This window comes from Photobacterium sp., from assembly GCF_033720175.1.
Taxonomy (GTDB): Bacteria; Pseudomonadota; Gammaproteobacteria; order Enterobacterales; family Vibrionaceae; genus Photobacterium.
Genome location: NZ_JAWWDA010000008.1, coordinates 62,347 through 85,252, shown reverse-complemented (window position 1 = coordinate 85,252; position 22,906 = coordinate 62,347). Strand labels below are relative to the sequence as shown.

Annotated in this window: 22 protein-coding genes and 1 riboswitch; of the genes, 15 read left to right on the top strand and 7 right to left on the bottom strand. The window is 43.8% G+C overall.

The annotated features are described in order from the left end of the window. The first annotated feature begins 2 nt into the window (after positions 1 to 2). Entirely contained in the window at positions 3 to 443 is a 441-nt protein-coding gene (locus R3289_RS11060) for a PAS domain-containing protein (protein WP_318925558.1), read from the top strand. Between the two features lie 299 nt (positions 444 to 742). Further along, entirely contained in the window at positions 743 to 1,741 is a 999-nt protein-coding gene (locus tag R3289_RS11055; protein ID WP_318925557.1) for an OmpA family protein, read from the top strand. Between the two features lie 61 nt (positions 1,742 to 1,802). On the opposite strand, the gene R3289_RS11050 is transcribed toward R3289_RS11055, so the two are convergent. Further along, positions 1,803 to 2,591 carry a M48 family metallopeptidase gene (locus R3289_RS11050; protein ID WP_318925556.1) on the bottom strand — a complete coding sequence of 263 codons (789 nt, stop codon included), beginning with the start codon at positions 2,589 to 2,591 and terminating at the stop codon, positions 1,803 to 1,805. A 494-nt stretch (positions 2,592 to 3,085) separates the two neighbouring features. Between R3289_RS11050 and R3289_RS11045 the strand changes: the two genes are divergently transcribed. The 6 genes from R3289_RS11045 to R3289_RS11020 all read left to right on the top strand — a co-directional run bounded on the left by R3289_RS11045 (position 3,086) and on the right by R3289_RS11020 (position 7,935). Then, complete coding sequence (locus tag R3289_RS11045) at positions 3,086 to 3,520, top strand: hotdog fold thioesterase (RefSeq protein ID WP_318925555.1); 435 nt, start codon at positions 3,086 to 3,088, stop codon at positions 3,518 to 3,520. 2 nt (positions 3,521 to 3,522) lie between these two features. Continuing rightward, complete coding sequence (locus R3289_RS11040) at positions 3,523 to 3,759, top strand: DUF3389 domain-containing protein (protein ID WP_318925554.1); 237 nt, start codon at positions 3,523 to 3,525, stop codon at positions 3,757 to 3,759. Between the two features lie 454 nt (positions 3,760 to 4,213). Then, positions 4,214 to 5,107 (top strand): phosphotransferase, encoded by an 894-nt coding sequence (locus tag R3289_RS11035; protein ID WP_318925553.1) that lies wholly within the window; start codon positions 4,214 to 4,216, stop codon positions 5,105 to 5,107. Between the two features lie 80 nt (positions 5,108 to 5,187). Then, on the top strand, positions 5,188 to 5,811 hold the full coding sequence (locus R3289_RS11030; protein ID WP_318925552.1) for a RimK/LysX family protein: 624 nt from the start codon (positions 5,188 to 5,190) through the stop codon (positions 5,809 to 5,811). 250 nt (positions 5,812 to 6,061) lie between these two features. Then, complete coding sequence (locus tag R3289_RS11025) at positions 6,062 to 6,481, top strand: archease (protein ID WP_318925551.1); 420 nt, start codon at positions 6,062 to 6,064, stop codon at positions 6,479 to 6,481. A gap of 23 nt (positions 6,482 to 6,504) precedes the next feature. Then, positions 6,505 to 7,935 (top strand): RtcB family protein, encoded by a 1,431-nt coding sequence (locus R3289_RS11020; protein ID WP_318925550.1) that lies wholly within the window; start codon positions 6,505 to 6,507, stop codon positions 7,933 to 7,935. 82 nt (positions 7,936 to 8,017) lie between these two features. Here the strand turns inward: R3289_RS11020 and R3289_RS11015 are convergent, their stop codons facing one another. After that, on the bottom strand, positions 8,018 to 8,842 hold the full coding sequence (locus R3289_RS11015) for a DUF2797 domain-containing protein (protein WP_318925549.1): 825 nt from the start codon (positions 8,840 to 8,842) through the stop codon (positions 8,018 to 8,020). Positions 8,843 to 9,001: 159 nt separating this feature from the next. On the opposite strand from R3289_RS11015, the gene R3289_RS11010 reads away from it, so the two are divergent. Next, positions 9,002 to 9,304 carry a hypothetical protein gene (locus R3289_RS11010; RefSeq protein WP_318925548.1) on the top strand — a complete coding sequence of 101 codons (303 nt, stop codon included), beginning with the start codon at positions 9,002 to 9,004 and terminating at the stop codon, positions 9,302 to 9,304. Positions 9,305 to 9,374: 70 nt separating this feature from the next. On the opposite strand, the gene R3289_RS11005 is transcribed toward R3289_RS11010, so the two are convergent. Beyond that, the gene (locus R3289_RS11005) at positions 9,375 to 9,827 is read right to left on the bottom strand and encodes a DUF3069 domain-containing protein (protein ID WP_318925547.1); all 453 of its coding nucleotides are present in this window, start codon (positions 9,825 to 9,827) and stop codon (positions 9,375 to 9,377) included. 228 nt (positions 9,828 to 10,055) lie between these two features. Here R3289_RS11005 and R3289_RS11000 point away from each other — a divergent pair, with 228 nt between their 5' ends. From R3289_RS11000 to rlmF, 4 genes are all read left to right on the top strand, one after another. Continuing rightward, on the top strand, positions 10,056 to 11,003 hold the full coding sequence (locus tag R3289_RS11000) for a diguanylate cyclase domain-containing protein (protein ID WP_318925546.1): 948 nt from the start codon (positions 10,056 to 10,058) through the stop codon (positions 11,001 to 11,003). A gap of 194 nt (positions 11,004 to 11,197) precedes the next feature. Continuing rightward, entirely contained in the window at positions 11,198 to 12,649 is a 1,452-nt protein-coding gene (locus R3289_RS10995) for a nodulation protein NfeD (protein WP_318925545.1), read from the top strand. Positions 12,650 to 12,653: 4 nt separating this feature from the next. Next, positions 12,654 to 13,436 carry a slipin family protein gene (locus R3289_RS10990; protein ID WP_318925544.1) on the top strand — a complete coding sequence of 261 codons (783 nt, stop codon included), beginning with the start codon at positions 12,654 to 12,656 and terminating at the stop codon, positions 13,434 to 13,436. Between the two features lie 208 nt (positions 13,437 to 13,644). After that, positions 13,645 to 14,667, top strand: coding sequence for a 23S rRNA (adenine(1618)-N(6))-methyltransferase RlmF (gene rlmF, locus R3289_RS10985; RefSeq protein ID WP_318925543.1), 1,023 nt, complete (start codon positions 13,645 to 13,647; stop codon positions 14,665 to 14,667). A 53-nt stretch (positions 14,668 to 14,720) separates the two neighbouring features. On the opposite strand, the gene R3289_RS10980 is transcribed toward rlmF, so the two are convergent. Beyond that, positions 14,721 to 16,370 carry an ATP-dependent endonuclease gene (locus R3289_RS10980; protein ID WP_318925542.1) on the bottom strand — a complete coding sequence of 550 codons (1,650 nt, stop codon included), beginning with the start codon at positions 16,368 to 16,370 and terminating at the stop codon, positions 14,721 to 14,723. Between the two features lie 205 nt (positions 16,371 to 16,575). On the opposite strand from R3289_RS10980, the gene R3289_RS10975 reads away from it, so the two are divergent. Next, the gene (locus R3289_RS10975) at positions 16,576 to 16,971 is read left to right on the top strand and encodes a VOC family protein (RefSeq protein WP_318925541.1); all 396 of its coding nucleotides are present in this window, start codon (positions 16,576 to 16,578) and stop codon (positions 16,969 to 16,971) included. A gap of 82 nt (positions 16,972 to 17,053) precedes the next feature. Here the strand turns inward: R3289_RS10975 and R3289_RS10970 are convergent, their stop codons facing one another. Continuing rightward, positions 17,054 to 17,989, bottom strand: coding sequence for a YeeE/YedE thiosulfate transporter family protein (locus tag R3289_RS10970; RefSeq protein WP_318925540.1), 936 nt, complete (start codon positions 17,987 to 17,989; stop codon positions 17,054 to 17,056). 335 nt (positions 17,990 to 18,324) lie between these two features. Here R3289_RS10970 and R3289_RS10965 point away from each other — a divergent pair, with 335 nt between their 5' ends. Beyond that, positions 18,325 to 20,082, top strand: a complete 1,758-nt coding sequence (locus R3289_RS10965) for a bifunctional metallophosphatase/5'-nucleotidase (RefSeq protein ID WP_318925539.1) — start codon at positions 18,325 to 18,327, stop codon at positions 20,080 to 20,082. 487 nt (positions 20,083 to 20,569) lie between these two features. Here R3289_RS10965 and ribB read toward each other — a convergent pair whose 3' ends face one another. After that, entirely contained in the window at positions 20,570 to 21,241 is a 672-nt protein-coding gene (ribB, locus tag R3289_RS10960; protein WP_318925538.1) for a 3,4-dihydroxy-2-butanone-4-phosphate synthase, read from the bottom strand. 243 nt (positions 21,242 to 21,484) lie between these two features. After that, positions 21,485 to 21,675, bottom strand: a riboswitch (FMN riboswitch). 75 nt (positions 21,676 to 21,750) lie between these two features. Then, entirely contained in the window at positions 21,751 to 22,713 is a 963-nt protein-coding gene (locus tag R3289_RS10955) for a hypothetical protein (protein ID WP_318925537.1), read from the bottom strand. Positions 22,714 to 22,906: the final 193 nt, after the last annotated feature.

Sequence of the window (22,906 nt, the reverse complement as noted above, 5' to 3'; positions counted from 1 at the left end):
CCATGGTTGCTTTACCTGCTGAATTTGAGCAATTTCACTGGATGATCGACATGGTTCAGCATGTGGATGTGGGACTGGTTGTGTTAGACCGAGATTTTAACATCCATGTCTGGAATGGTTTTATGACCCACCATAGTGGCAAGCAAGCGCATGAAGTGATGGGCAAGACCGTCTTTGAAGTCTTTCCTGAAATCCCCCAAGAGTGGTTTAAGGCCAAAACACGACCGGTGTTTGAACTGGGATGCAGAAGTTTTTTGATCTGGCGCCAGCGTCCTTACTTATTTAAATGCCGTAATGTCCGTCCAATTACCCAGCCGGCTCCTTTCATGTACCAGAATGTGACTCTGAATCCGATGACATCACCCAAAGGACAGGTAGATTATCTGTTTATGGCGGTTGAAGACGCGACAGCGGAGGCGTTAGCAGAAGGTCATTTGCCTTAGGCTCTGGTATTCGCTTAAGGCAACAGCCAGACATAAAAAGCCCATCATGAATGGGCTTTTTTGCATTTATGCTCTTGCTCTGTTGTTTTCAGGGGACGCTCTCGATTGAAAAGATAACGATGAATACAATCGAACGATATTCAATATTGGTTTGTCAAATGTTTTGTTTTATTTTGTCAAGAGCTTGATGCAGGTATTAAAAATAAAAAAAGAATCTTGTAAAAATCGAAGATGACTTCTAAACAATTAGTGGTAAGGATAAAAAATAGCAGTGGCAAATAATAAAAAAGGATAAATCTATGTCTAAAGTACATTACATACTTCCACTTGCATTACTTATTTCAGGTGTTGCTCACGCCGTAACGGATAACCCCTGGTATGTAGGTGCACGTATTGGTGGCACACATTACAATAATTTTGATGACGCCTTGAAAGGTACATCAAGTGATTTCGATCAGGATGATTGGGGCGGAGGTGCCTTCCTAGGATATAACATCACGCCGTGGTTTGCTCTTGAAGGTGGTTACACCTATTTAGGACAAGCGGACTACAAGCCAGCAGGTGGTGATTTTGACGTGCAGGGCATTGATCTGTTAGGTAAGTTTACCTGGGCTTTGACTGATTCGTATGATCTGTACGCCAAAGCGGGGGGGTACGTTTATAACGCAGATAACAGTATTGAGGTGATCAACGCTGATGAAGATGGCATGGCCGCAACAGTGGGTGTGGGGGTGGAGTATTTTTACAGTGATACCCTGTCTACTCGTTTAGAATATCAATATTATAATCAGGTTGGCGACAGCAAGCCTGGCACCGCTGATATTCATTTCTATGGCCTGAGCTTTGTTTATCACTGGGGTGCACCGGCACCTGTAGTTATTATTGAGCCGGAGCCAGAACCTGTACCAGAGCCCGCACCAGTACCAGCGATGGTGAAAGTCGATCCCATAACGGTGGCTCTGCCATTTGGTTTTGACAGCAATGCTTTGTTACAGGAAGATATCGACAAATTAGAGCCAATTGCACAACGCTTGGTTAATTTCCCTGAAACAGAACTTTTTGTTATCGGCCATACGGATAGCCGTGGTTCACAAGAGTACAATCAGAAATTATCTGAAGAGCGTGCAGACGTTGTCGCCGGTTATCTTGCATCTCATTTCGGTATCGATAAGAGCCGGGTTAAAGTCGAAGGCAAAGGGGAAACGCAGCCTGTCGCGAATAACGATACTGAAGCCGGTCGTGCACAAAATCGTCGGGTAGAAGTGTTTACACCAGGATTTGAAGTACAGGGTGAATAATCTTCTTTAGTGATTAACACCATCAATAAAAAGCGCCCGCGGGCGCTTTTTTATTAACAGGCTATAAATGACAGTTTTGTCGAGGTGGGTTATAGGCCGTCAAACGGCTAATTTCTTTTTTCAAATCATCAATACGTGTTGAATGCGAAGGGTGAGTGGACAGTAGTTCAGGGGGTTGTCCGTTCGATGCCTTAGCCATATTTTTCCATAGTTCGACACTCTGGTTTGGATCGAATCCGGCCTCAGCCATCAAGCGTAAACCAATGATGTCAGATTCTGACTCTTGCGCTCGTCCGTAGGGCATTAAGACGCCGTACTGAACACCTAAACCGAGACCGGCCATTGCGACATCATGATATTCAGTACCGCGGATCGCCATGCTCGAAACCTGCAAACCTATGTCAGCTATCTGGCTGCGAGATAATCGCTCATTACTGTGCTGCGCGATAACATGGCCGATTTCATGACCGATAACAGTGGCGAGCTGATCCTGGTTTTTAGCGACCTTAAGCAGACCGGTATAGACACCGATTTTGCCACCGGGCAAGGCAAATGCGTTGACTTGATCACTGTCAAATACCACTACTTCCCATTGACCGAAACCAGATTGGGGATCTAGACGAGCGGTTATTGCGCTGGTAATACATTGCACATACTGGTTTGTTTTGACGTCGGTATTAATCTTTTCTTGTTTTTTTAGTTCTTCAAAAGATTGCGCGCCTAACTGTGACATATCGTTGGTCGAAAATAGCAGTACTTGCTGCCGGCCAGTCGGAGAACTCGAGCATGCCGAAATTGAGAGGACGGCCGCCATCAGTCCTGTTAATAGTAAAAGGCGAGTAGGTTTCATAAGAATGACTCCTTCCATTCCATTCCTGATAATACTGATGGCCATTATGACCTGCGAGTAGAGCAATATGCTAGTGTAAAATTCTGTCTTTAGGCATTGTTGATGCAGGAGACCCGAATAAGCGCAAGATACGAGGGTGCTGTTCATTGAGGGCTCAGCGATTGGAAGGCTAGATGAAAAAGTGATTGCGATGTTATGCTATACCCAAATCACCTCAAGATGCAGAGTTCAGCGAGAATTCATTGGCTTTTAGTCAAGGCAGCCATTTGAGTGAATAGTAGTTCTATTTTTAGGATGGCTAACACCGAATAAAAGCCAATGAAACTCGCCCTTTGGGAGCTCCTCTGGAAAATCACTTCTTCACAAAATGTGTTTGAAATGGCTTGCTATTCCTACACACATTTCATTTGAATTGAGTATCCAGAGGAAGCTCTGAATCTCGTATCTTGAGGTGGTTTGGGTATATACCCGTTAACAGAGGATTAGGTGAAACTATGTCAATTTGGAAGAAACCGTTCACACTCGATAGTTTAAATTTAACGTCTAAAAATACTCTGGTAGAGCATTTAGGTATTGAGTATTGTGCATTTGATGATGAGAGCTTAACGGCAACGATGCCTGTTGAGGCCCGTACTCACCAGCCTTTAGGCATGCTTCACGGTGGTGCCTCGGTAGTATTAGCCGAAACACTGGGTTCACTCGCCGGTAATCTGTGTGTTGATGAAAACAAGTATTGTGTTGGTCTGGACATTAATGCCAACCATATACGACCAATGCGCAGCGGCATCGTGAAAGGTCGAACAATCCCGATCCATTTAGGAGCGACTACACAAGTCTGGCAGATTGAAATAACAGATGAACGCGATCGATTAGTCTGTACCAGCCGCCTCACAATGGCAGTAATGAAACATAAAAAGATAGATGCATAGTTATGGTGATCACATTTTCAGAAGGCAGAATTATTGCCAATCAACATGAATTGGTTGTTCGTTTAGACGGGGTTTCACGAGTGACTTTGCAAGCCCATGTCGATGAAGTTACGTTGATTGGTGGTGCTAATGTTGTGACTGCAACGGGCAGTGGTATTAATTGGTCCATTCGTTTAGATAATGAAGCGCAACTGGCCGAGCTGTCGCAAGAGATTGGAATTGCTATCAAGATCTCATAGTCACTGGGGAATAGAAAAACAAGGTGCAGTTAGAGCGCCTTGTGTTTTTGCTTAATTCTGCAACTGTCGTCCAGCGTTATTGTTTTTTTCATTATTACCCTGTCAGTGACACGTTGACTTATTAGAATACAACTATTCCCTGCGGGCAATATCCCTCTTTTTTATCACTGAAAGGCATGCAAGGAAGGCATCGAATATTAAATTAACTTCATGTGATTCACATGGAAATAACCGTTTAGATGGTGTCTTCAGATATCTGAGTAATTATTGTGAGAGCGCAGGCCCACAATTCACCTTTTTGACCCAAATTACTGGCTTTGATCTGCATTCTGTTGCATTCTTTGATTTAGAGGGAGCAGCAAAAATATTGATATTTTAGATGCGAATTCTCATATGGAATATATGTTATTTGCACGCGGTATTTATTATCAGTATTAAATGAAAAAGGATTTTTATGAATAAACCTCAGCTCAAGTTCATCGCTGAAAAGGCTTATAAAGCGATGTTTAGTCAGCAACCTGAACTGTGTAATATTCAAGAAACATTTTATGGCTGGGTTGTTTTTATTTTTTCTCCAAAAGGTAAAGTTGTTGTTAAGTTTTCCCGGGAATGCGGAAGAATAATTAAAGAAATTGAAGGATTAAAACGATTAAAAAAAAACTTAGACTGTCCGGTACCTGAAGTCTACTTATTTGGTCGAGAAGAAGGCCATGATTACTTGATGATGGAGTGGATTGAAGGAGTATCAGCCTATGAACTTCCAAACGATCCCAAAGCACTGGAGATATTCAGAGAGGACTACACCGACATCTTAGTTGCTTTACACGATTGTCAGAATAAAAAAGGATTTGAAATTGGCCGTGACCATTTCGACCCATGTTTAATTAAAGCCTTTGATGCGTGGATGTATCCCGTTCTGCGTTATGTCTTGAGTTGCGAGTCGCCATTTTCAAGTCAGTTGAAATCGGCTTACACCGAGTTATGGGAGAAAAGAGTAGAAATTTTATCGCCTATCAATACATCATCTTCATTAGTACACGATGATTGCCATATTGCCAATGTCTTGTTTGATCCAAAAACATTTAAAGTCGCGGCAATATTAGATCCTTGTGATGTTGGCTATAAGCACAGAGAGTTTGATATTTTCCATTTGTTCGATGTCAGGGAAGATCTTAAGTTATATGAACGCTATCAAGAAAAAGCCCCACTCACCGAAGGTTTTGAAACTAGGCGCTTGTTCCTCAGTTTTTGGGATGATGCTAAGCACAGCCGTAATATGGACTGGTATGATGAATCTTGGCTAGTGAATAAACTTGATCTGTTTAACATTGCATATAAGCAAGGATAATTCTTTCTGGCTAATGATTTCACAACATATTATTGTTAAAACATTAGACGCTAAATGCAGATGCCTAAAGGTAAGTCAGAATGAAAAGAAATGCTGCTGTTTTTTGTGCATTACTGCTATTTGGTTGTGCACAGCAACAAGGCCCTCAAGAACCGGAAGCAAAACCCGACGTTGGTCAGGAAGTTGAAATCAAGCCTGTCGAGCCGACAGTTCCGGAGACGACCGTACCGGAAGTCGAGACTGAATCGAAACCGGAAGCAAAGCCGAAAGTAGAACCGGAACCTGAGATTACACCAAAGCCCCTCCTACCGGTTGTGAGTAAGACGAGTGATGGTAAATTGATCCTCGGTACCGAAGAGTGGGTCTGGTTAGATCCGGTTAAAAAGCATGTCAAAGTGAAAATTGATCCTGGCAGTAAGCTGTCGACAATCGGCGTTTCAGATCTTCAGGAGTTTGAACGTGATGGAAACGATTGGGTTAAGTTTATAGCAAGTGGTAAATCGCTCGAGATGCCTGTTGAATATTGGATTAAAAATAACGGTAGTGAGCGTGAAGCTGTCATAAAACTTCGTATTAAACTGGTTGAGCTAAACGAGCTAACGGAATTTGTGCTGAAAAAAGGTACGGGTATTGTGCTTGGTGAAAATTTTATCCGTGACGTAGCCGTATTTGATGGTGAACGTAAATATGTACAGCCGAAGTGAACGAATAACCTCTTATTTAAGTTAGAGTAAACAAGACGGTATATAAAAACGGGGGAAGACCTCTGGCACGAGAGTACTCAATGCTCTGTGTATAGAAAACAATACTGATTGTTCAATCTCGAATGGCTGAATGCGTCGAGTTCGTTTCGAAAACCGATTTTTTGCCGTTTTAATTAGTAAATCAGTGCTTGGTTCTTAAGATCCTGTCTATGATGTCATTATAAAGGTAATTAAAATACCGGGCACGTTTATGGCTGCGGCACGTTGGGAACATTTCGAACACGAAGCTGATATTGGTGTGCGCGGTACAGGCAACACACTAGCCAGTGCATTCGAGCAAGCGGCGCTGGCCATGAGTGCTATTATCACTGATTTATCACTGATCAGACCCATAGATGAAGTGACTATTACTTGTGATGATGCGGATCAGGAATTATTACTTGCCGACTGGTTAAATGCCCTGATCTTCACAATGTCCACACACAAAATGTTATTTAGCCAGTTTGACGTTTACATACATCACGGACATCTCGAAGCCACTGCGCGGGGCGAGCCGATAAATGTAAAACGGCATCAACCAGCGGTTGAGATTAAAGGCGCAACTTATACCGAGCTGGCTGTACACCAGTCACAAGATCTATGGATAGCGCAATGTGTTATTGATGTTTAAACAAAACCACCAGGGTGGCAGTGATGGACATAAACAAACTACATCGCATATCTGATTACCAGTGGCGCATTGACCCCGTTAATGGAATGCATGTGCCGGGAATCATCTTTGCCAGTAAAGATCTGATTCTGGACATGGATGAAAAAGTTTATGAGCAGATCACTAATGTCGCCAGATTACCCGGTATAGTCAATGCTTCCTATGCCATGCCCGATGCGCATTGGGGGTATGGTTTTCCAATCGGTGGTGTTGCCGCGTTTGATCCAGAGCAGGGCGGTGTTATTTCAGCTGGCGGTGTCGGCTTTGATATTTCCTGTGGTGTACGTACATTACACACTGGCTTAACCGTGCAACAAGTCATGTCGAAACAAAAAGAACTGGCTGATGTTCTATTCAAAACCATACCCGCCGGACTAGGCAGTACTGGCATTTTTCACCTTAATAAAAAAGAAATGAATGCCATGCTTAATGGCGGTGCGCGCTGGGCGGTAGAAAGAGGGCTTGGAGATCAGGCAGATCTGGAGCGCATAGAAGAATACGGTTGTATGCAGGGCGCAGATCCGGATCAAATATCCCATCATGCCAAGGAGCGACAAAAAAATGAAATGGGTACATTAGGTTCGGGCAACCACTATCTGGAAGTTCAAAAAGTGGTTGAAATCTATGATGAGAGTATTGCTAAAGCATTCGGTATTGAATTGAATGACATAAAAATAAGTATTCACTGCGGGTCTCGTGGCCTTGGCCATCAGATCGGTACGGAATTTCTTAAAAGTATGGTTGTTAGTGCTAAAGACTATGGCATTATTCTGCCCGATCGTGAGCTGGCCTGCGCCCCTATTAATTCAAAGGTCGGTCAACGTTATTTAGCTGCCATGCGAGGGGCGATTAACTGTGCTTTGGCCAACAGGGAAATAATCACCCATTTAACACGCCAGGCAGTAAAACAAATCTTTGCGGATATTCATCTTGATCTGCTCTACGATGTTTCGCATAACACCTGCAAACTGGAGCAGCATGAGGTTAATGGCGAAATAAAAAATCTTTTCGTGCATCGAAAGGGCGCAACTCGCGCTTTTGGTCCTGGCCATCCCGCTCTGCCTGCTACTCTCCGTGAAGTCGGCCAACCGGTGCTGATCGGCGGCACCATGGGGACGGCATCCTATATTCTGGCCGGTACCAAAAAAAGCATGCAATTAGCTTATGGCTCAGCCTGCCACGGAGCAGGACGAAGTATGAGTCGCCATCAAGCAACCAAACTGTGGCGCGGCAGCAATGTTATACAGCAACTTGCGGATCAGGGTGTTTTGATCCGCAGCCCATCTCGTCGTGGTGTGGCAGAAGAAGCGCCCAATGCCTACAAAGATGTCAACAATGTGGTGAAATCGGCGGATCAGGCGGGACTTTCACGAATGGTAGCAAAGCTCGAACCCTTGATTTGCATTAAAGGTTAAGGGAATGACACGGATGGTATTGGTGTATGGGGTAGGTTTGAAATGAGGCGGTAGATGTCACACCACCTCAATCTAACCTAGATTAGGCCTCAACGGTTATTTCATAGCTGGTGAACTTGCGAATATTAATCACACCGGTGTCGAAGAACAGGTACTGGCCCTTGATACCTAACAGCGTTCCTTCTACAACCGGCTCTTTATCAAAGTTATGAGAGCTGATTTTGGATGGATACTCGGTAACCGGATAGTTGATATCTACGATTTCCTCATCCAGTTTTTCAATGGCGCCTTCACCGTATAAGTCAACTAGCTCCTTGATGCGTGCGTCGATTTCAGGGATTAAACGTGAAGCCTCAGCCTTTAAATCGATAGGCTGATTGTCACCTTTCAGCATGGTACGCCAATTGGTTTTATCTGCGACCATTTCAGCTAATGCGATTTCGACTAAACCAGAGATTTGACGCGTTTTTACCTTCAATATAGGTAATGCCTGAGTTGCCCCCTGATCAATCCAACGTGTCGGAAGCTGAGTATGGCGGGTAATACCGACCTTTAAGCCTGATGTGTTTGACAGGTAGACATAATGTGGCACCATGCAGTTAGCAATACCCCATTCAGGTTCACGACAAGTTCCTTTCGCATAATGACAGGTTTCTGGCTTCATGATGCACATGTCACAGCGCGCTAGTTTCTTCATACATGGAAAGCAATGGCCTTGAGAATAGCTCTTCTTGGTTTTCTTACCACACGCATCGCAAAAAATGCTGCCGGTATGGGTCAGCGTCAGTTTTTTTCCGATCAGCGGATTCAGCGGCAAAAGGTGATCACCAACGGGTAATTGGTATTCAACTACGTCGCCTAATGTTGACTTTAGTTTACTCAGTGTTCCTTGCATGACTTTACTCATTTTCATTGCTTTTATAATGGGGCTATTTTAACAGTTACCGGTTCGTAAAATGGAGAAAATTTATATCTGTTTTTTACGTCAATGCCGGCTTCCCAAAAATGATACAATAACAGCAATACTAATCACGTAAAATCAAACGAATAGAGTGAGAGTTCGAATATGTTTGGATTAAGAACATCGGGCCGTGATGGCGCCTCTTCTGGTATTTTTCTCATCGGTTTTGGTCTGTTGTATTTGACAGGCTGGTGGTGGCCGGGCTTATTGATACTGCTTGCTGTGACCGGTTTGGCTGACATAATAATGAGTGGTAATTGGAAAGATGCAGCTAAAACCGCAGTGGTCTTTGTTATTGCCGGCGCTGCGTTGTGGGCACTGGTTTGGACCGGGATGATGTGGAGTATTCTGATCCCCGGCACTTTAATTGTTGCGGGTATCTTTCTGGTTTATCGCGGGCTGAAATAAATCGATTTACGAGGCGATTGCGATCATTGAGATAATAAAGGGAAGCATCGGCTTCCCTTTATAAACAGGATTATTTTTTGAATATTTCCAGAAATTCGCGTTTCATCGGAGGATTACGGCGCGCTTGCTTCAGTTGCTTACACAAATCTTTTACGCAATTGTTCAGTACTTTATCAAGAAGAACGGCTTTATACTGCTCCTGTTCATCTGCACTCATGTGGTCCGGAAGTTCTGTTTCTTGAAGCTCACCAAGAAAATCAACACCTGAATAGCTTTGGCTAAGTGCAACAAGGGCGTGAAACTGTTCGAAGTTATCTAAAACGTTTTGCGCGCTTGCTGGCATGGCATCCCATGCTTCACGAGAAGAGGTTTCGGAAACTTTATAAACACTAATCAGCATGTCCAAAAGCTCTTCTGGAACTTCTTCAAAAGCAACAACCTGACGAAGTTCTGGTGAGCATTCTTCAAGCGAAAGTTTCATATCTTCTATGAGTTGCTCGTCTATTTTTTCGTTCTCAGACATAGCCATTTCCTACAGCATTAATGATTAAGGATGGGAATCCTATAGTTCTAAAGACAAATGTCAACATATCATGTCTAAGGTCTGGTGAAATCTGAATATTACCGATCTGTAATCGGGGTCACACTGGCCTGCCTGTGATGTCGAATAATTATATCACCTGTCTTTAAGCAATATGTATGCTATATATTATAAATAACACAAGTGTATCTATATCAATAGGATGCTTTCATGGAAGCGATGCGTATCTTACTTGTTGATGACGTTCATTTAGAGCGTATGCAGCTTGCTATGAGATTACAAAGGTTAGGGCATATCGTTGAGGCCGTTGGCTCAGGGCGTGAAGCGATTGAAAAGTATCCATTGTTTGATCCTGATCTTTTGCTCCTCGATATCAGCATGCCAGTTATGAGTGGTACTGAAGTTGCTGAACAAATACGGATTAAGCACCCTGAATGGATTCCGATTATTTTTCTTAGTGGCCATGATGAACCTGAAATGATTGCAAAGGCGATAGATATTGGGGGCGATGACTATTTGGTTAAACCCGTCAATAAGATAGTGCTTGCTTCTAAGCTCAAAGCTATGCAACGTATTTCCAGTATGCGCCATCAGTTGAAAGAGGCAACGGTTAAGCTGGAACAAGCCAATGATCTCTTGTCACAGCTGGTTAATGAAGACGGTCTGACTAAGCTGGCCAATAGGCGCTATTTAGATGAAAAACTTGCTGAATATATTTCCTGGCATGGACGTAATAGCTTATCGATGACCATTATCATGATCGATGTCGATCACTTTAAGGCTTATAACGATCACTATGGTCATCTGGAAGGTGACCGGTGTTTACAGTTGGTATCAGCAGAATTAAAGGAAAACTACAGTCGTGCCGGAGAGTTGGCAGCCCGTTATGGCGGTGAAGAATTTGTTATTCTGATCAGTAACTGTGATAAAACCCGTGCCGTTAAAGAATGTCAAAGACTGAAAAGCTGCATTCAGCAGCTCGAAATTCCTCATTTATATTCGAACACCTCACACATTGTTACCATCAGCCAAGGCATGGTCACATGGATACCAACCGGGCTGGAAACGGCAGAAAACATGTACGAGATCGTTGATAAAGTTCTTTATAAAGCCAAAGAGCAGGGGAGGAATCGATTTGTCGTTGCCGAGTTTACCTGAGCCAGGCAAATGTTCACCTTTTTCATTAAGTTCGATTTGTCGCCATTCATAAGACGATTATCTTTAACGGCCGCTAAAAATATCATTATTATTCAATGGTGAGCTATGCTTATAGCAATTAGTGTTAACAAACTGAAATCAATAATCAGTTGATTAATACGCTGTACTCATAAATTTGAGGTGGGGAAAGCAGTATGAAACTTTTTTCTCTCTGTGTCGCTATAGTTACCTTATTAATGACAGCTCCAGTTTTTGCTGACGATGTTTGGATCATCGATATTAAAGGTGGCATCGGGCCTGCCACCAGCGATTTTGTTACTCGTGAGATAGAACAGGCCCAGACTGACAAAGCATCATTCATCATTCTTAAAGTGGATACTCCTGGCGGTCTTGATACGTCTATGCGCGAAATAATTCGTGGTATCACGACTTCTTCGATCCCTGTTGCGACATGGGTTGGACCCGCCGGCGCCCGTGCCGCGAGTGCCGGAACCTATATTCTGCTGGCGAGCCACATAGCCTCGATGGCACCGGGCACCAATTTAGGCGCAGCCACTCCGGTGTCATTAACGTCTCCTGGTGGAAATAAAGATCCCGACGAATCTGATAATCCATTCCTACCAAAAGAAAGTAAGGATAAAAAGAAAGACCAAGAAAAAGAAGAGCCCGCCGCTTCAGGTGACGAAAGCAAAACGTCACAGCAACCTGATTCCGGCGATGAACGTGTCAAAGCAAACACGGCTATGGAAAAAAAGGTCATAAATGATGCCGCGGCTTATATTCAAAGCCTGGCTAAATTACATGGACGAAACGATGTCTGGGCTGCTAAAGCGGTCAGAGAGGCGGCCAGCTTAGATTCTGAGAGTGCATTAAGGGAAAATGTGATTGATTTTCTTGCGGCAAATATAGAACAGCTAATCGCGAAATCAAATGGGCGAACGGTGAGCGTTAATGGTCTGGATAAGAAAATTGAGCTATCCAATGTCGTTTATGTTGAACGTGAACAAGATTGGCGGTTCAAGCTGCTGTCAGTGATCACCAATCCGAATGTGGCTTATATTCTGATGCTTATTGGCATATATGGGCTATTGCTAGAGTTCTATAATCCAGGTATTGGATTGCCGGGCGTATTAGGCGGTATTTGTCTGTTATTGGCCATGTATTCTCTACAGATGCTACCCGTCAGCTATGCCGGTTTAGGATTGTTGCTGCTTGGCATTGCGTTGATGATTGCAGAAGCGTTCAGCCCCAGCTTTGGTATTCTCGGGCTTGGGGGGGTAGTCGCCTTTGTTCTAGGATCCATTATGCTGATGGATACTGAAACTCCCGGCTATCAGATTGCATTGCCACTCATTGTTGGTCTGACCGTTGTATCGGCGATGTTTACCTTCGTGATCCTTACTCTCTTACTTAAAACCAGGCGAAAACCGGTTACCACAGGAACGCAAGTGATGCTGGGCCATAGTGCCCAGGTACTGAGTGGTTTTCCTGGTGAAGGGAGGGTGTTGGTTGAAGGGGAAGTTTGGCAGGCGCGGTGTTCAAGTTCATTGCAAGCCGGACAGCAGGTTATTGTTAAGAATATATCTGGCTTGTGGCTAGATGTAGAAAGTAACAGTAGCAATGTAGAAAATAATAAGAAGGAATAGCGGTATGATTACGTATTCTCTTACGACGATTGTGGTGCTGGTGGTTGTGCTAATCATGAGCATGTTTAAAGTTTTGCGTGAGTATGAACGTGCAGTGGTATTTTTTCTCGGACGCTTCTATCAGATCAAAGGTCCTGGTTTGATTATCATTGTACCGATCATTCAACAAATGGTGCGGGTTGATTTACGTACCATTGTTTTGGATGTGCCGACTCAGGATTTGATCACCCGTGACAACGTATCGGTACGTGTCAATGCCGTGGTGTATTACCGTGTGGTCGACCCGAAAATGGCAATTAATAATGTAGAAAACTACAATGAAGCGACCAGTCAGTTATCACAAACTACGCTGCGTTCTGTATTGGGCCAGCATGAGCTTGATGAGTTGCTAGCAGAGCGGGAAACACTGAATAAAGACTTACAATCAATATTGGATCAACGCACTGACAATTGGGGAATTAAAATCGCCAATGTTGAAATCAAGCATGTAGATCTTGATGAAAGTATGGTTCGGGCACTGGCCAAGCAGGCAGAAGCTGAGCGTTCTCGTCGAGCGAAGGTCATTCACGCGATGGGTGAGCTCGAGGCATCGGCTAAATTAGGTGAAGCGGCGGCAGTGCTGAATAAAGCGCCGAATGCGGTTCAATTGAGGTATATGCAAACCTTAAATGAAATATCGAATGACAGAACGACTACCATTGTTTTCCCTATGCCGATAGATCTTGTTGATAAAGCGACTCAACTATTTGAAAAAGCTTCTGGCCGAGCATCAGAGAAAAAGGAATAACCATACCAAATCGATCATTTACTTGAGCACCACCGCCATATTGGCGGCGGTGCTTTTTGCTATTAATAGAGCCGTTACCTGTTAGATTGGATGATTTCTCGGTAATTAATCCGTTGTCAGGATAATTGTCCAGATAGGTATCTAAAGGTACAATGCGCTCCCATTAACGGGGTATAGGTATCCTGGCAAGCTTGATTGGTAATGTAGAATGACTCAACAGAAAAAGATACAAACGCAGAAGAAGGGGTTACACCCGCGTAATCCGCATCGTCAGCGCTACGATTTTGGTGTATTAATTGCGTCCTGTTCAGAACTTGCCCCATTTGTAGCGGAGAACCCGTTTGGTGACTTGTCGATTGATTTTGCCAATCCCGATGCAGTGAAAATGCTTAATAAATCCTTATTGCGTCATTTCTACCAAGTTGATAACTGGGACATTCCTTCTGGTTACTTATGCCCGCCGATCCCCGGCCGGGCAGATTATATTCACCATATTGCCGATTTACTGGCTGATTCTAATGGCGGAGAGATCCCGAGAGGGAAAGGGATCTCCGGGCTGGATATTGGTATCGGCGCAAACTGTGTGTACCCGATCATCGGACACCGTGTGTATGGCTGGCGATTTGTCGGTGCCGATATAGATCCAATATCGATTAAGTCAGCAAAATTTATGGTTGAGTCGAACCGCAGTCTGGCAGGTAACATAAAATGCCGGCTACAGAAGTCTCCGGATAACATTTTCACAGGTATGATCAATACCGATGATATATTTGATTTTACTCTGTGTAATCCCCCCTTCCATGGCTCTTTAGAAGAAGCAATGGCCGGTTCGGAGCGCAAGCAACGTAACCTAAGTGCCAATGCCAATAAGAAAAGCGGCAAAAAAGGAGTAAACCCCATCGCATCAGTACGCCCTGACAAAGGCAAACCAGTACTGAACTTTGGCGGGCAGAAAGCCGAATTGTGGTGTCCGGGAGGCGAAATTGCGTTTGTTAAGCGGATGATTAAGCAGAGTGGCGAAATGCCAGAGAGCTGTTTCTGGTATACAACCTTAGTCTCTAAGAAAGATAATTTACCTGCTATTTATAAGGCACTGAAATATGCCAATGCTGTTGATGTGCGTACGATTGATATGGCGCAGGGACAGAAAACCAGCAGAATGATTGCCTGGACTTTTCTGACCAGAGAACAGCAAGTAGAGTGGCGTGAACATCGTTGGAACAAACGATAATAACAGCGGCCAATTTATAACAAGGCGACCATATCGGTCGCTTTGACTCGGGCCTAACCTATCCCGCGTGACATCGCGACTACCCGCTTTAATACCCAGCGAATAAGAAGCGGTATTTGTTCTATATCTGACTCATCAGAATATTCAACGATGGCTAAAGCAACATCTGGCTTCGCGTAGCGTTTCAGTGCTTTTCGTATGATTTTTTTGGGAGGCATAGGATTTTCTTCTGACACATTCGCCAATTTTCTGAATAAAGGCCCATAACCGTGATTGAAAAGGAAATGCTCGATGTCTAGATCTGGTAATACCGTTAAACGGTGCCTTTCAGCCTCTGTTCCGAGTATGTTTTTTACTGTTTGGGCATATTTTTTACCCGCGGTATCGCCGTCTGAAATCAGATGCCATTCAATACCAAAATGTCGCGCCACTTTAATCAGCGGCTTTAAGCCACTTTGGGCAAACTCAATGATTTGTACGCCTTCGGCGGCCAAATTATAGCCGCAAATTCGTGCCAATTCATTGAATAACCAGACTTCCGTTTCACCTTCAACCAACAACCATGCCCGTGCAAACAGAGCGCTGGGGCGATGTAACCGAAGATGGAAGGTGACGCGCCGTTCCTCATTACGGCTCAAATCCTTAGACCCAATAGAACAGACCTTGGTTCTATCGGGTTGACGGATCAGCTTCTTAATGGCGTGCAGGGGAACGACAGAAGCTAAATCCGGGCTATTCGTCGTGAGTATTTTTTGCATCGGCATATTAGCAATAAATGTCCATGCCTGATGCAATATGGTGGGGTGAAGCCGGCCTTCCGGATCTTCGAGGATCATTATCGGCCGTGAGATCCGTCTGAGTTCAACCGGACCGCGGGCTCGAATGTAGGCATTCAGCAGTCCCATCAAAATTAAGCGATTTTGCTTGCTCATCTCAGGCTCGGTCAGGTGCTCTAAGGGGTTCTCTCCATGCTGACTGCGGCTCGGGAAATGGGTCCGGTCGAATTGACTGGTTCGGTTATGTGGAGTGAAGGCAAAATAGTGGTCAACTAACGTGCGTAGAGCATTCACGCTGCTTTTTAGCTCTCCTGGGCTGACGTGGCCGGGGTTGGTCATCAAACGGCGGCAAGTATTGTCTAAGCGTTTTTCGATACGGGCATTCTTTGATTGCCCGTTATGGGATGGCGCCGATGAGATATCGAGAGAGTCATCACGCAGCCTTCGAGCATCGCGAATACGTACAATAGGGTGTAAGCCCATTAATTGCTTTACGAGTTTGTCTGTATCGGGGCATTCGATGACTTGGCCGTTACTATCAAGGAACTGGCGTTGGGTGAAAATTTTATCATTGTCGATCACACTGCTTATTTGATAATAAAGATGCTGCAGACCATCTTGTGTTACCCATACAGGAGTGAAAGCTTTATATTTCCGGGCTTTATGTTCGCCTTGATAATCTTCATTCCAGTGCAATATGATTTGTAGTTGAGACATTTTTTGGTGGCCGAGCGCATAGTCAATATGAAAATCTGAAAATCTGAAATTATAAAAATGGGCATCAGGTGGCAAGGCGATACTCAGCGCATCCAGTAAGGATGATTTACCCCAGGCGTTTTCACCAATCAATACGGTTAGTTCATCAAAAGTGAGGGATAACCGTTTTATTCCTCTGAATCCCGAAATCTCAATACGTTCTAAATGCATAAGCCACCTCTTATTATTAGATTACAGCACCTTAATGTGGCTTTTGCCCGTTTTGGTCACAGATTAGTGATAACTTATTGGATCGTTATGAAAAACGGCATGGTTCTCGGCTTAATACTTGAGGCAGATTAAGTGCGTTGTTATAGTCCGTAGCTGTTATGAACTCGGGATAGATCAGATTTCTTAAATTGAGAGGAGGTGTTGGGTGGCAAAGATCATTCATACTATGATCCGCGTTGTGGACTTAGATAAATCAATAAAATTCTACAAAGATGCGCTTGAACTGGATATTGCGGAACGGTTAGATTTTGATGGTTTTAGTCTTGTTTATCTGCGTAATGAAGAAAACGATATGGAGCTTGAGCTGACCTGGAACGAAGGGACGGAAGAAGCGTACAGTCACGGAACGGGTTATGGTCATATTGCGGTTGCTGTCGATGAGTTAGAAGCAGAACACCAAAAGCTCTCAGATCTCGGTTATGGACCTGCTGATGTCAAAGAATTCTTCCGTGACGGGCAGTTATTAGCGAAGTTTTTCTTCGTTCAGGATCCCGATGGCTATAAGATTGAATTCTTACAGCGTCACGGTCGTTACCTGTAAATATGAGTGTGAAAAAGGTAGCGATTAAAGCTGCCTTTTTATTCCAACGTATCTGATTTCGATTGGTTTATCGGCACAGGCGCTAGCTATTTCGAAGGTAATCCGTTAAATAATATTTTAATTTTTTTCTGATAAATATTCCTGCCATTGTACCCACAAGCATACTGATTACGGTCAGAGCGGCAGCGGGAGAAAAGGCAGGTAACGCGACGAATAGTTGGGAATCATTGCCACCTAAAGCCAGCGACGCACCAATCCCCATAATGATCCCTGCGCAGAGGTGTAATACAAGCTGTAAGGGCCTCAGTTGAAACTCCCTGAAGTTAAGCCTCTTTCTTGCGCTTATCGCCATCCCAATGATCAGACTGACAATCACCAGATAGCGCTGTATCGACGGCCATTTATCCGGTTCACCATGAATGGATGCGGCAGCGATGTCTTTGAATAACTCGCTTGGAGACCAGTTAGGAAGCAAGCTTGTTAATAGGCTGGCAATAATGCCAAACAAGACAACCCCCAATAAAATAGGGCGCTTAGAACTGGGAACTCTAAAAAATATGAGAGCGATCAGAAGGAATAACATTACTGTCACGGTGATAGAGGGGCTGGTTATTGGGGCTAAGGTGGTATAGGACATATTGAGGGTGACCGGTGCGAATAAGATCCAGCCGATTAACCAGCCAAGCAGGGTCGCGATCATCTGGTAATGGCCTTTAGCCAGCTTTGATATGGTTGAGATGGCGCAGCCTTTGTTCATTGCGGAGCCCAGACCAAATAACAGGCCACCAATAAAAAAGGGAAAACTGATGCTATGCCTGAACAGCGCCGAGTCGGTAAAGAGTTGATCCGAAATTGGGCTTACCAGCCATAGCCAGAATCCGCAACATAAGGTGGTTAGCAGAAATCCCGGGCGCTTAGCCTGAAACTCCTGTACACCGCGGACCATACACAAGCCGGTTTTTTGAGCGAGAATACCAACGAAACATGCGAGTAGCAGTGTGAATGCATAAGGGATCATGCTCTTACCCAATCGTATCTAATAGCCTTATATAAATATAAAGGGCATTGGCAAGAAACGCATGGACTGAGTGCAGATAGACGTGACACGGTCACTGATAAAATTCAGTATAAAGCTATATAGCCAGGTGAAATGATGAGAAAATCTATTGTCTTCAGTTTGATAGCAGAGATTGTTATTATCTGTGATACAATTCGTCTCATGTCACGTTTTCTCTGAAATTTTCAAAATATCAGCAGTACAGATGCGAGCGAAACCAAATTACTTTGTGATATTCCTCTCGTCCTACAAAATACTTTCTTATTCAGCCTTTTAATGGAGAGCAACGATCCTCTATGACTCAACACCGCTCAGCAAATATAACCTTTGCACATATTAATGACACCCACTCACACTTCGAGCCTTCTTCAATTTCATTGTCACTGCCTGCTGACGTGCTTGAAACGGAAACGGATGTTTATGCCAGTTGTGGTGGTTTTTCTCGCGTGTCAACGGCGGTTAAAGAGGTAAAAAAGCAAGCTTATAGGCAAGGTCGTGAATTCATGTTCCTGCATGCCGGTGATTGCTTTCAGGGAACCTTGTATTTCTCTCTGTACAAAGGCATCGCCAATGCCAAGCTTCTGAATGCCATTGGTGTAGAGGCGATGGCATTGGGTAATCATGAGTTAGATATGGGAAACGGCATCGTTGCCGACTTTCTCGATCTTGCTGATTTTCCAATGCTGGCGGCCAACTGGGATCTTTCACAAGAAGATCAAGCAAAAGCGAATCCGTTACGCCATAAGACCAATATCTGCGCTTTTGATAAAGAAAATGGGTATGGGCGATATATTGTCAAAGATGTTGCGGGGGAGCCTGTTGCTATCTTTGGTCTTGCAATAGAAAACATGGCCGGAATTGCAAACCCGGATCCTGATACTGAGTTTTTAAATGTTGTCGATGTGGCCCAAAAAACAATCTCGGCTATACGACAGCAGGGTATTAATAAAGTTGTAGTGCTCAGCCATTTAGGCTATGACCGTGACTTAAAACTGGCTGCTGAAATCGACGGGTTAGGGGCGATAATTGGAGGCCACAGCCATACCATGCAAGGTGACTTCACTAACTTGGGTTATGGTGCCACCGATGAGTATGCACGGATGGTTAACAATACTTGCGTGGTGCAGGCTGGATGTAATGCGTTAGCATTAGGTCAACTTGAGTTAGACTTTAATCCTGACGGGACAGTTGCTAAGGCTTCTGGTATCAATCAGCTTCTGCTTGGGCGACAGTTTACCGTTGATGCTTCTAGAACTGAGCATCTGGACTCAGATACTCATGCCGAGGTTAAAGCCTTCCTTAGCGAACAGTCGAATATTCGCTTTTGCCCGAAAGATCCGAACATCGAACATATATTAAATACCGAGTACCGGCCTGAAGTCCGTAAGCGACAGACACAACAGATTGCCGAGGTTACTGTGCCGCTGCGACATGTACGCATACCTGATCACAAAGGCTGCAGTCAGATTGCTCCGTTGGTGGTCGAAAGCTTTGTATGGCAAGGACGTCAGCTTGGTTTTGATATTGACTTTGGTATTCACAATGCTGGTGGTGTTCGTTCATCGCTAAATCCTGGCCCCTTGACCTCCGCTGACATTGCCGGAAAATTACTGCCTTTTGCAATTGGTCTCATGGTATACCGTATTAAGGGCCTGCGGGTAAGAGAAGCATTAGAAGGAGCGATCAATAACGCGATTGATAATGGTGTGACTGGCACGGGAAGCGGCAGTTTTCCCTATATCTCTGATCTGAACTTTACTTACCGATGTTGCGCAGAGATAGGAATGCGAATTGAAAGATTGCAGATCAATAAAAATGGCCAATGGGTTGATGTTGAAGACGACGAAATTTATTCATCGGTTTCTTCTGGTTATACCGCGACAGGTAAAGAAGGTTATCATGCCTTGTTACATTATGAATCAGAGCCCCAAGCATTAAATATCACCATGGCAGAAGCCTTTGAAGAGTACGCCCGTACAAAGGGTACGCTGTCAGCACCGAGTGAATCATTAATTTCCTATATTCCGTGTGAATGTCAGGAAGGTGTTGCTTGAACTAAATTGTTTTAGCGCGTTGTGTTTCGTAGCAAGCGAGTTTAACCCCGCAAAAATCATATTTTTAAGTATAAGGTGCCATAGATTTGGCGCTTATTTATTTAAACGTCATAACTTTGTTATTTGGTTTTATAATTAAAAATTTAAAAAACAGGTTAAAGAAAAGACTAATATTGTCGATAAATATTATTGTAAATATATAAACCTTTGGGAGGGGATATGAGTCGTGATTGGTTTGATATAGCCATGGTAACTGGTTGGGTTTCAGCTTGGAGCATCATTATTTATATGATCCCTGCGGCAGGTGTATAAAAAATTATCTATTTTTACTGGCCATTCAGGTCACATTGACTAGGACTGCTTATTTTCCAATATAAATACAATGTTGAATGGTAAATAAGCTCTGATCTGATATAGATGAAAGCCGAGCATTTACTCGGCCTTTAGTATTTTAAAGAATAGTTTCAAATAATCGTTTTAAAAGCAACTAAGCAATAACGGCTTCTTCTGTTTTGTTCATTTCTTTTGCCAGGCGGTAAGCGGCTAAATCTTCGATGGTCAGCACCGGCATATCGAATTTTTGACCAAACTCGATCACTTCCGGTAGGCGAGCCATAGTACCATCGACATTGGTAAGCTCACAAAGTACACCGTAAGGCTTAAGGCCAGACAGACGCATCAGATCAATAGTTGCTTCAGTATGGCCGCGACGGCCAAGAACGCCTTCAGGATTCGCCTTTAATGGAAACACATGGCCAGGACGGCTCAAGTCTGCAGGAGTGGCATTGTCAGCAATGGCTGTTTTAATCGTCGTTACACGGTCAGCAGCCGATACGCCCGTTGTCACACCTTTTGCCGCTTCTATTGTAACGGTAAAACCTGTCTGATTTGCACTGGTATTGTTTTCTACCATCATTGGCAGCTCAAGTTGGGCAACACGCTCTTCTGTCAGGCATAAACAGACGATGCCTGAACACTCGCGGATCATAAGTGCCATTTGTGCTGGGGTCAGCGTTTCTGCGGCAAAAATGAGATCGCCTTCGTTTTCACGATCTTCATCATCAACAACTAAAACACCACGTCCTTGACGGATCGCAGCAAGACCTGCTTCAACACGCTCAAAAGCCGTGCCAAAAGGGGAAAGTAGTGACTGATTCATGGTAATAACTCCGTATAAAAAATTAACCAGAATCAGGGCATAGAAAGGCAGCGTCCCGGCTTTGGCCGGAATAACTCTAACAGTGTAGTGTCAATCATTACGTATCAATCTGGTGTATAAGCAGATGCAAATAGTCACCGACGCACGACTAACCATTCATTGGCTTAACAAGTTTACCGGAGTAAACCCATTAAGAGCAAAAAACGTTTCGAACACATAAGTAAGAGACAAAGGATTGTCTCCACTGATCCTCTTTCATCCGGACTATAACCGTCGGCTCTGGACTCATACTCGATTGAGAGCATTACACCAGATCTGCTGACCTTATCAACGTATACGCTGATAAGCGCTCGCGGGCTTTTCAGTCAGTTCATCAAGTGAATATTGACTGAATTACCGCCGGTGGGGAATTGCGCCCCGCCCTGAGAATTCTTAAACATGTTAGAAAAAACCTCACCATGAGGCAAGGAAAAGCCTCTCAATAGACAAATAACTTTGAACTGAAAGGGTTATTGATGATTTTGTAAGCTCTTTTTCTTGGTTTGCAAGCCATTTTTCGTGTAGGGGGAGCAGTACTTTGATAATGCTTTAACCAATATCGGTAAAGAGTAAGTGGGTAGCTGAATCGCGCCCATTAATGCCATATATTCAGGTCCCAAATACGCGCCAGCGACAGTATAGGTCAGAAGTACATTTCGATTAGCTGCAGTAATGGCTGCTAGCAAAGCAGGGTCTAGCCCCTGGCGGCGGTAAAATAGAAAGCCGGTAAGAAAAAACAGAATGCAGAGCGCAATACCAATTAATAAAAAGCTAAGGCCATGAGTGAATGACTGATCGAACATCTTTCTGAATTCACCCACTAGTCCAAAAGGAAAAGTGAATACCAGCAGAATAGTCACCTGAGAAAGCTTTGCGTGGGTACGGTGTAATAAATGGTGTGGGATAAGCCGATAGCAAAGCGCAGAGATACCCATCGGGCCGAGAATAAAGATCATTAAACGCTGAATATAGCTTTGCATGTCCAGTGAGAAGTTACTGTCTTGAAATAATAGAAAATTGATGTAAAGAACGGCGGGCATCATTAGTGTTGAAGCGATCGTCATTGCCATCGCTTTAAGCGCATCTAATCCGACAGAACGGGCGATAGCAGGTGTTGCAAACAGAGATCCGGTGGCCGTTACGGCTGAGATCGCTAACAGCATCGATGACGATGCGCCGAGAAGTCCCGAGATTGAACAGGCGATAATCGATAATGCAATGGCGTGGAAACAGGCGTAGCACCAAATGTTTAGTTGACCCAAAAGGTTAATCAATTCACGTTGCTTCATGCCCAGTAGGGTAAACAGCATCAGAAAGAAGAGAATATAAGGTAAGAATGGAAAAACAATCGCTGATGCCGTTGGAAATATAAATCCAAAAATAGCGGAAAGCATCAATAGGATCGGTGAGTGTCTTGATAAAAAAACGAGCATATTTATTTTCTTACTTAAAATGTTGCCTTATTGTTACTACAAAGTGGGGTAAAATACAAACCAGGAAATTTTAAGCAAAAAACAAAGCTAAAAACGAGTAGTTAGTTGCTATTCATGAAACTTTATTCTCGCACCGAAAGTGCCATTTAAACCTTTGTTAACACATTATAAAAACTAATGTTGACATGGAGAT

What these genes read in the sequence shown, in the direction of transcription:
- R3289_RS11020 (WP_318925550.1), top strand. Translation starts at nt 6,505, where the DNA reads ATGGACATAAACAAACTACATCGCATATCTGATTACCAGTGGCGCATT.
- R3289_RS11055 (WP_318925557.1), top strand. Translation starts at nt 743, where the DNA reads ATGTCTAAAGTACATTACATACTTCCACTTGCATTACTTATTTCAGGT.
- ribB (WP_318925538.1), bottom strand. Translation starts at nt 21,241, where the DNA reads ATGAATCAGTCACTACTTTCCCCTTTTGGCACGGCTTTTGAGCGTGTT.
- R3289_RS11040 (WP_318925554.1), top strand. Translation starts at nt 3,523, where the DNA reads ATGGTGATCACATTTTCAGAAGGCAGAATTATTGCCAATCAACATGAA.
- R3289_RS10955 (WP_318925537.1), bottom strand. Translation starts at nt 22,713, where the DNA reads ATGCTCGTTTTTTTATCAAGACACTCACCGATCCTATTGATGCTTTCC.
- R3289_RS11060 (WP_318925558.1), top strand. Translation starts at nt 3, where the DNA reads ATGGTTGCTTTACCTGCTGAATTTGAGCAATTTCACTGGATGATCGAC.
- rlmF (WP_318925543.1), top strand. Translation starts at nt 13,645, where the DNA reads ATGACTCAACAGAAAAAGATACAAACGCAGAAGAAGGGGTTACACCCG.
- R3289_RS11005 (WP_318925547.1), bottom strand. Translation starts at nt 9,827, where the DNA reads ATGTCTGAGAACGAAAAAATAGACGAGCAACTCATAGAAGATATGAAA.
- R3289_RS10990 (WP_318925544.1), top strand. Translation starts at nt 12,654, where the DNA reads ATGATTACGTATTCTCTTACGACGATTGTGGTGCTGGTGGTTGTGCTA.
- R3289_RS10970 (WP_318925540.1), bottom strand. Translation starts at nt 17,989, where the DNA reads ATGATCCCTTATGCATTCACACTGCTACTCGCATGTTTCGTTGGTATT.
- R3289_RS11030 (WP_318925552.1), top strand. Translation starts at nt 5,188, where the DNA reads ATGAAAAGAAATGCTGCTGTTTTTTGTGCATTACTGCTATTTGGTTGT.
- R3289_RS11010 (WP_318925548.1), top strand. Translation starts at nt 9,002, where the DNA reads ATGTTTGGATTAAGAACATCGGGCCGTGATGGCGCCTCTTCTGGTATT.
- R3289_RS11045 (WP_318925555.1), top strand. Translation starts at nt 3,086, where the DNA reads ATGTCAATTTGGAAGAAACCGTTCACACTCGATAGTTTAAATTTAACG.
- R3289_RS11000 (WP_318925546.1), top strand. Translation starts at nt 10,056, where the DNA reads ATGGAAGCGATGCGTATCTTACTTGTTGATGACGTTCATTTAGAGCGT.
- R3289_RS11050 (WP_318925556.1), bottom strand. Translation starts at nt 2,591, where the DNA reads ATGAAACCTACTCGCCTTTTACTATTAACAGGACTGATGGCGGCCGTC.
- R3289_RS10965 (WP_318925539.1), top strand. Translation starts at nt 18,325, where the DNA reads ATGACTCAACACCGCTCAGCAAATATAACCTTTGCACATATTAATGAC.
- R3289_RS11035 (WP_318925553.1), top strand. Translation starts at nt 4,214, where the DNA reads ATGAATAAACCTCAGCTCAAGTTCATCGCTGAAAAGGCTTATAAAGCG.
- R3289_RS11015 (WP_318925549.1), bottom strand. Translation starts at nt 8,842, where the DNA reads ATGAGTAAAGTCATGCAAGGAACACTGAGTAAACTAAAGTCAACATTA.
- R3289_RS10980 (WP_318925542.1), bottom strand. Translation starts at nt 16,370, where the DNA reads ATGCATTTAGAACGTATTGAGATTTCGGGATTCAGAGGAATAAAACGG.
- R3289_RS10995 (WP_318925545.1), top strand. Translation starts at nt 11,198, where the DNA reads ATGAAACTTTTTTCTCTCTGTGTCGCTATAGTTACCTTATTAATGACA.
- R3289_RS11025 (WP_318925551.1), top strand. Translation starts at nt 6,062, where the DNA reads ATGGCTGCGGCACGTTGGGAACATTTCGAACACGAAGCTGATATTGGT.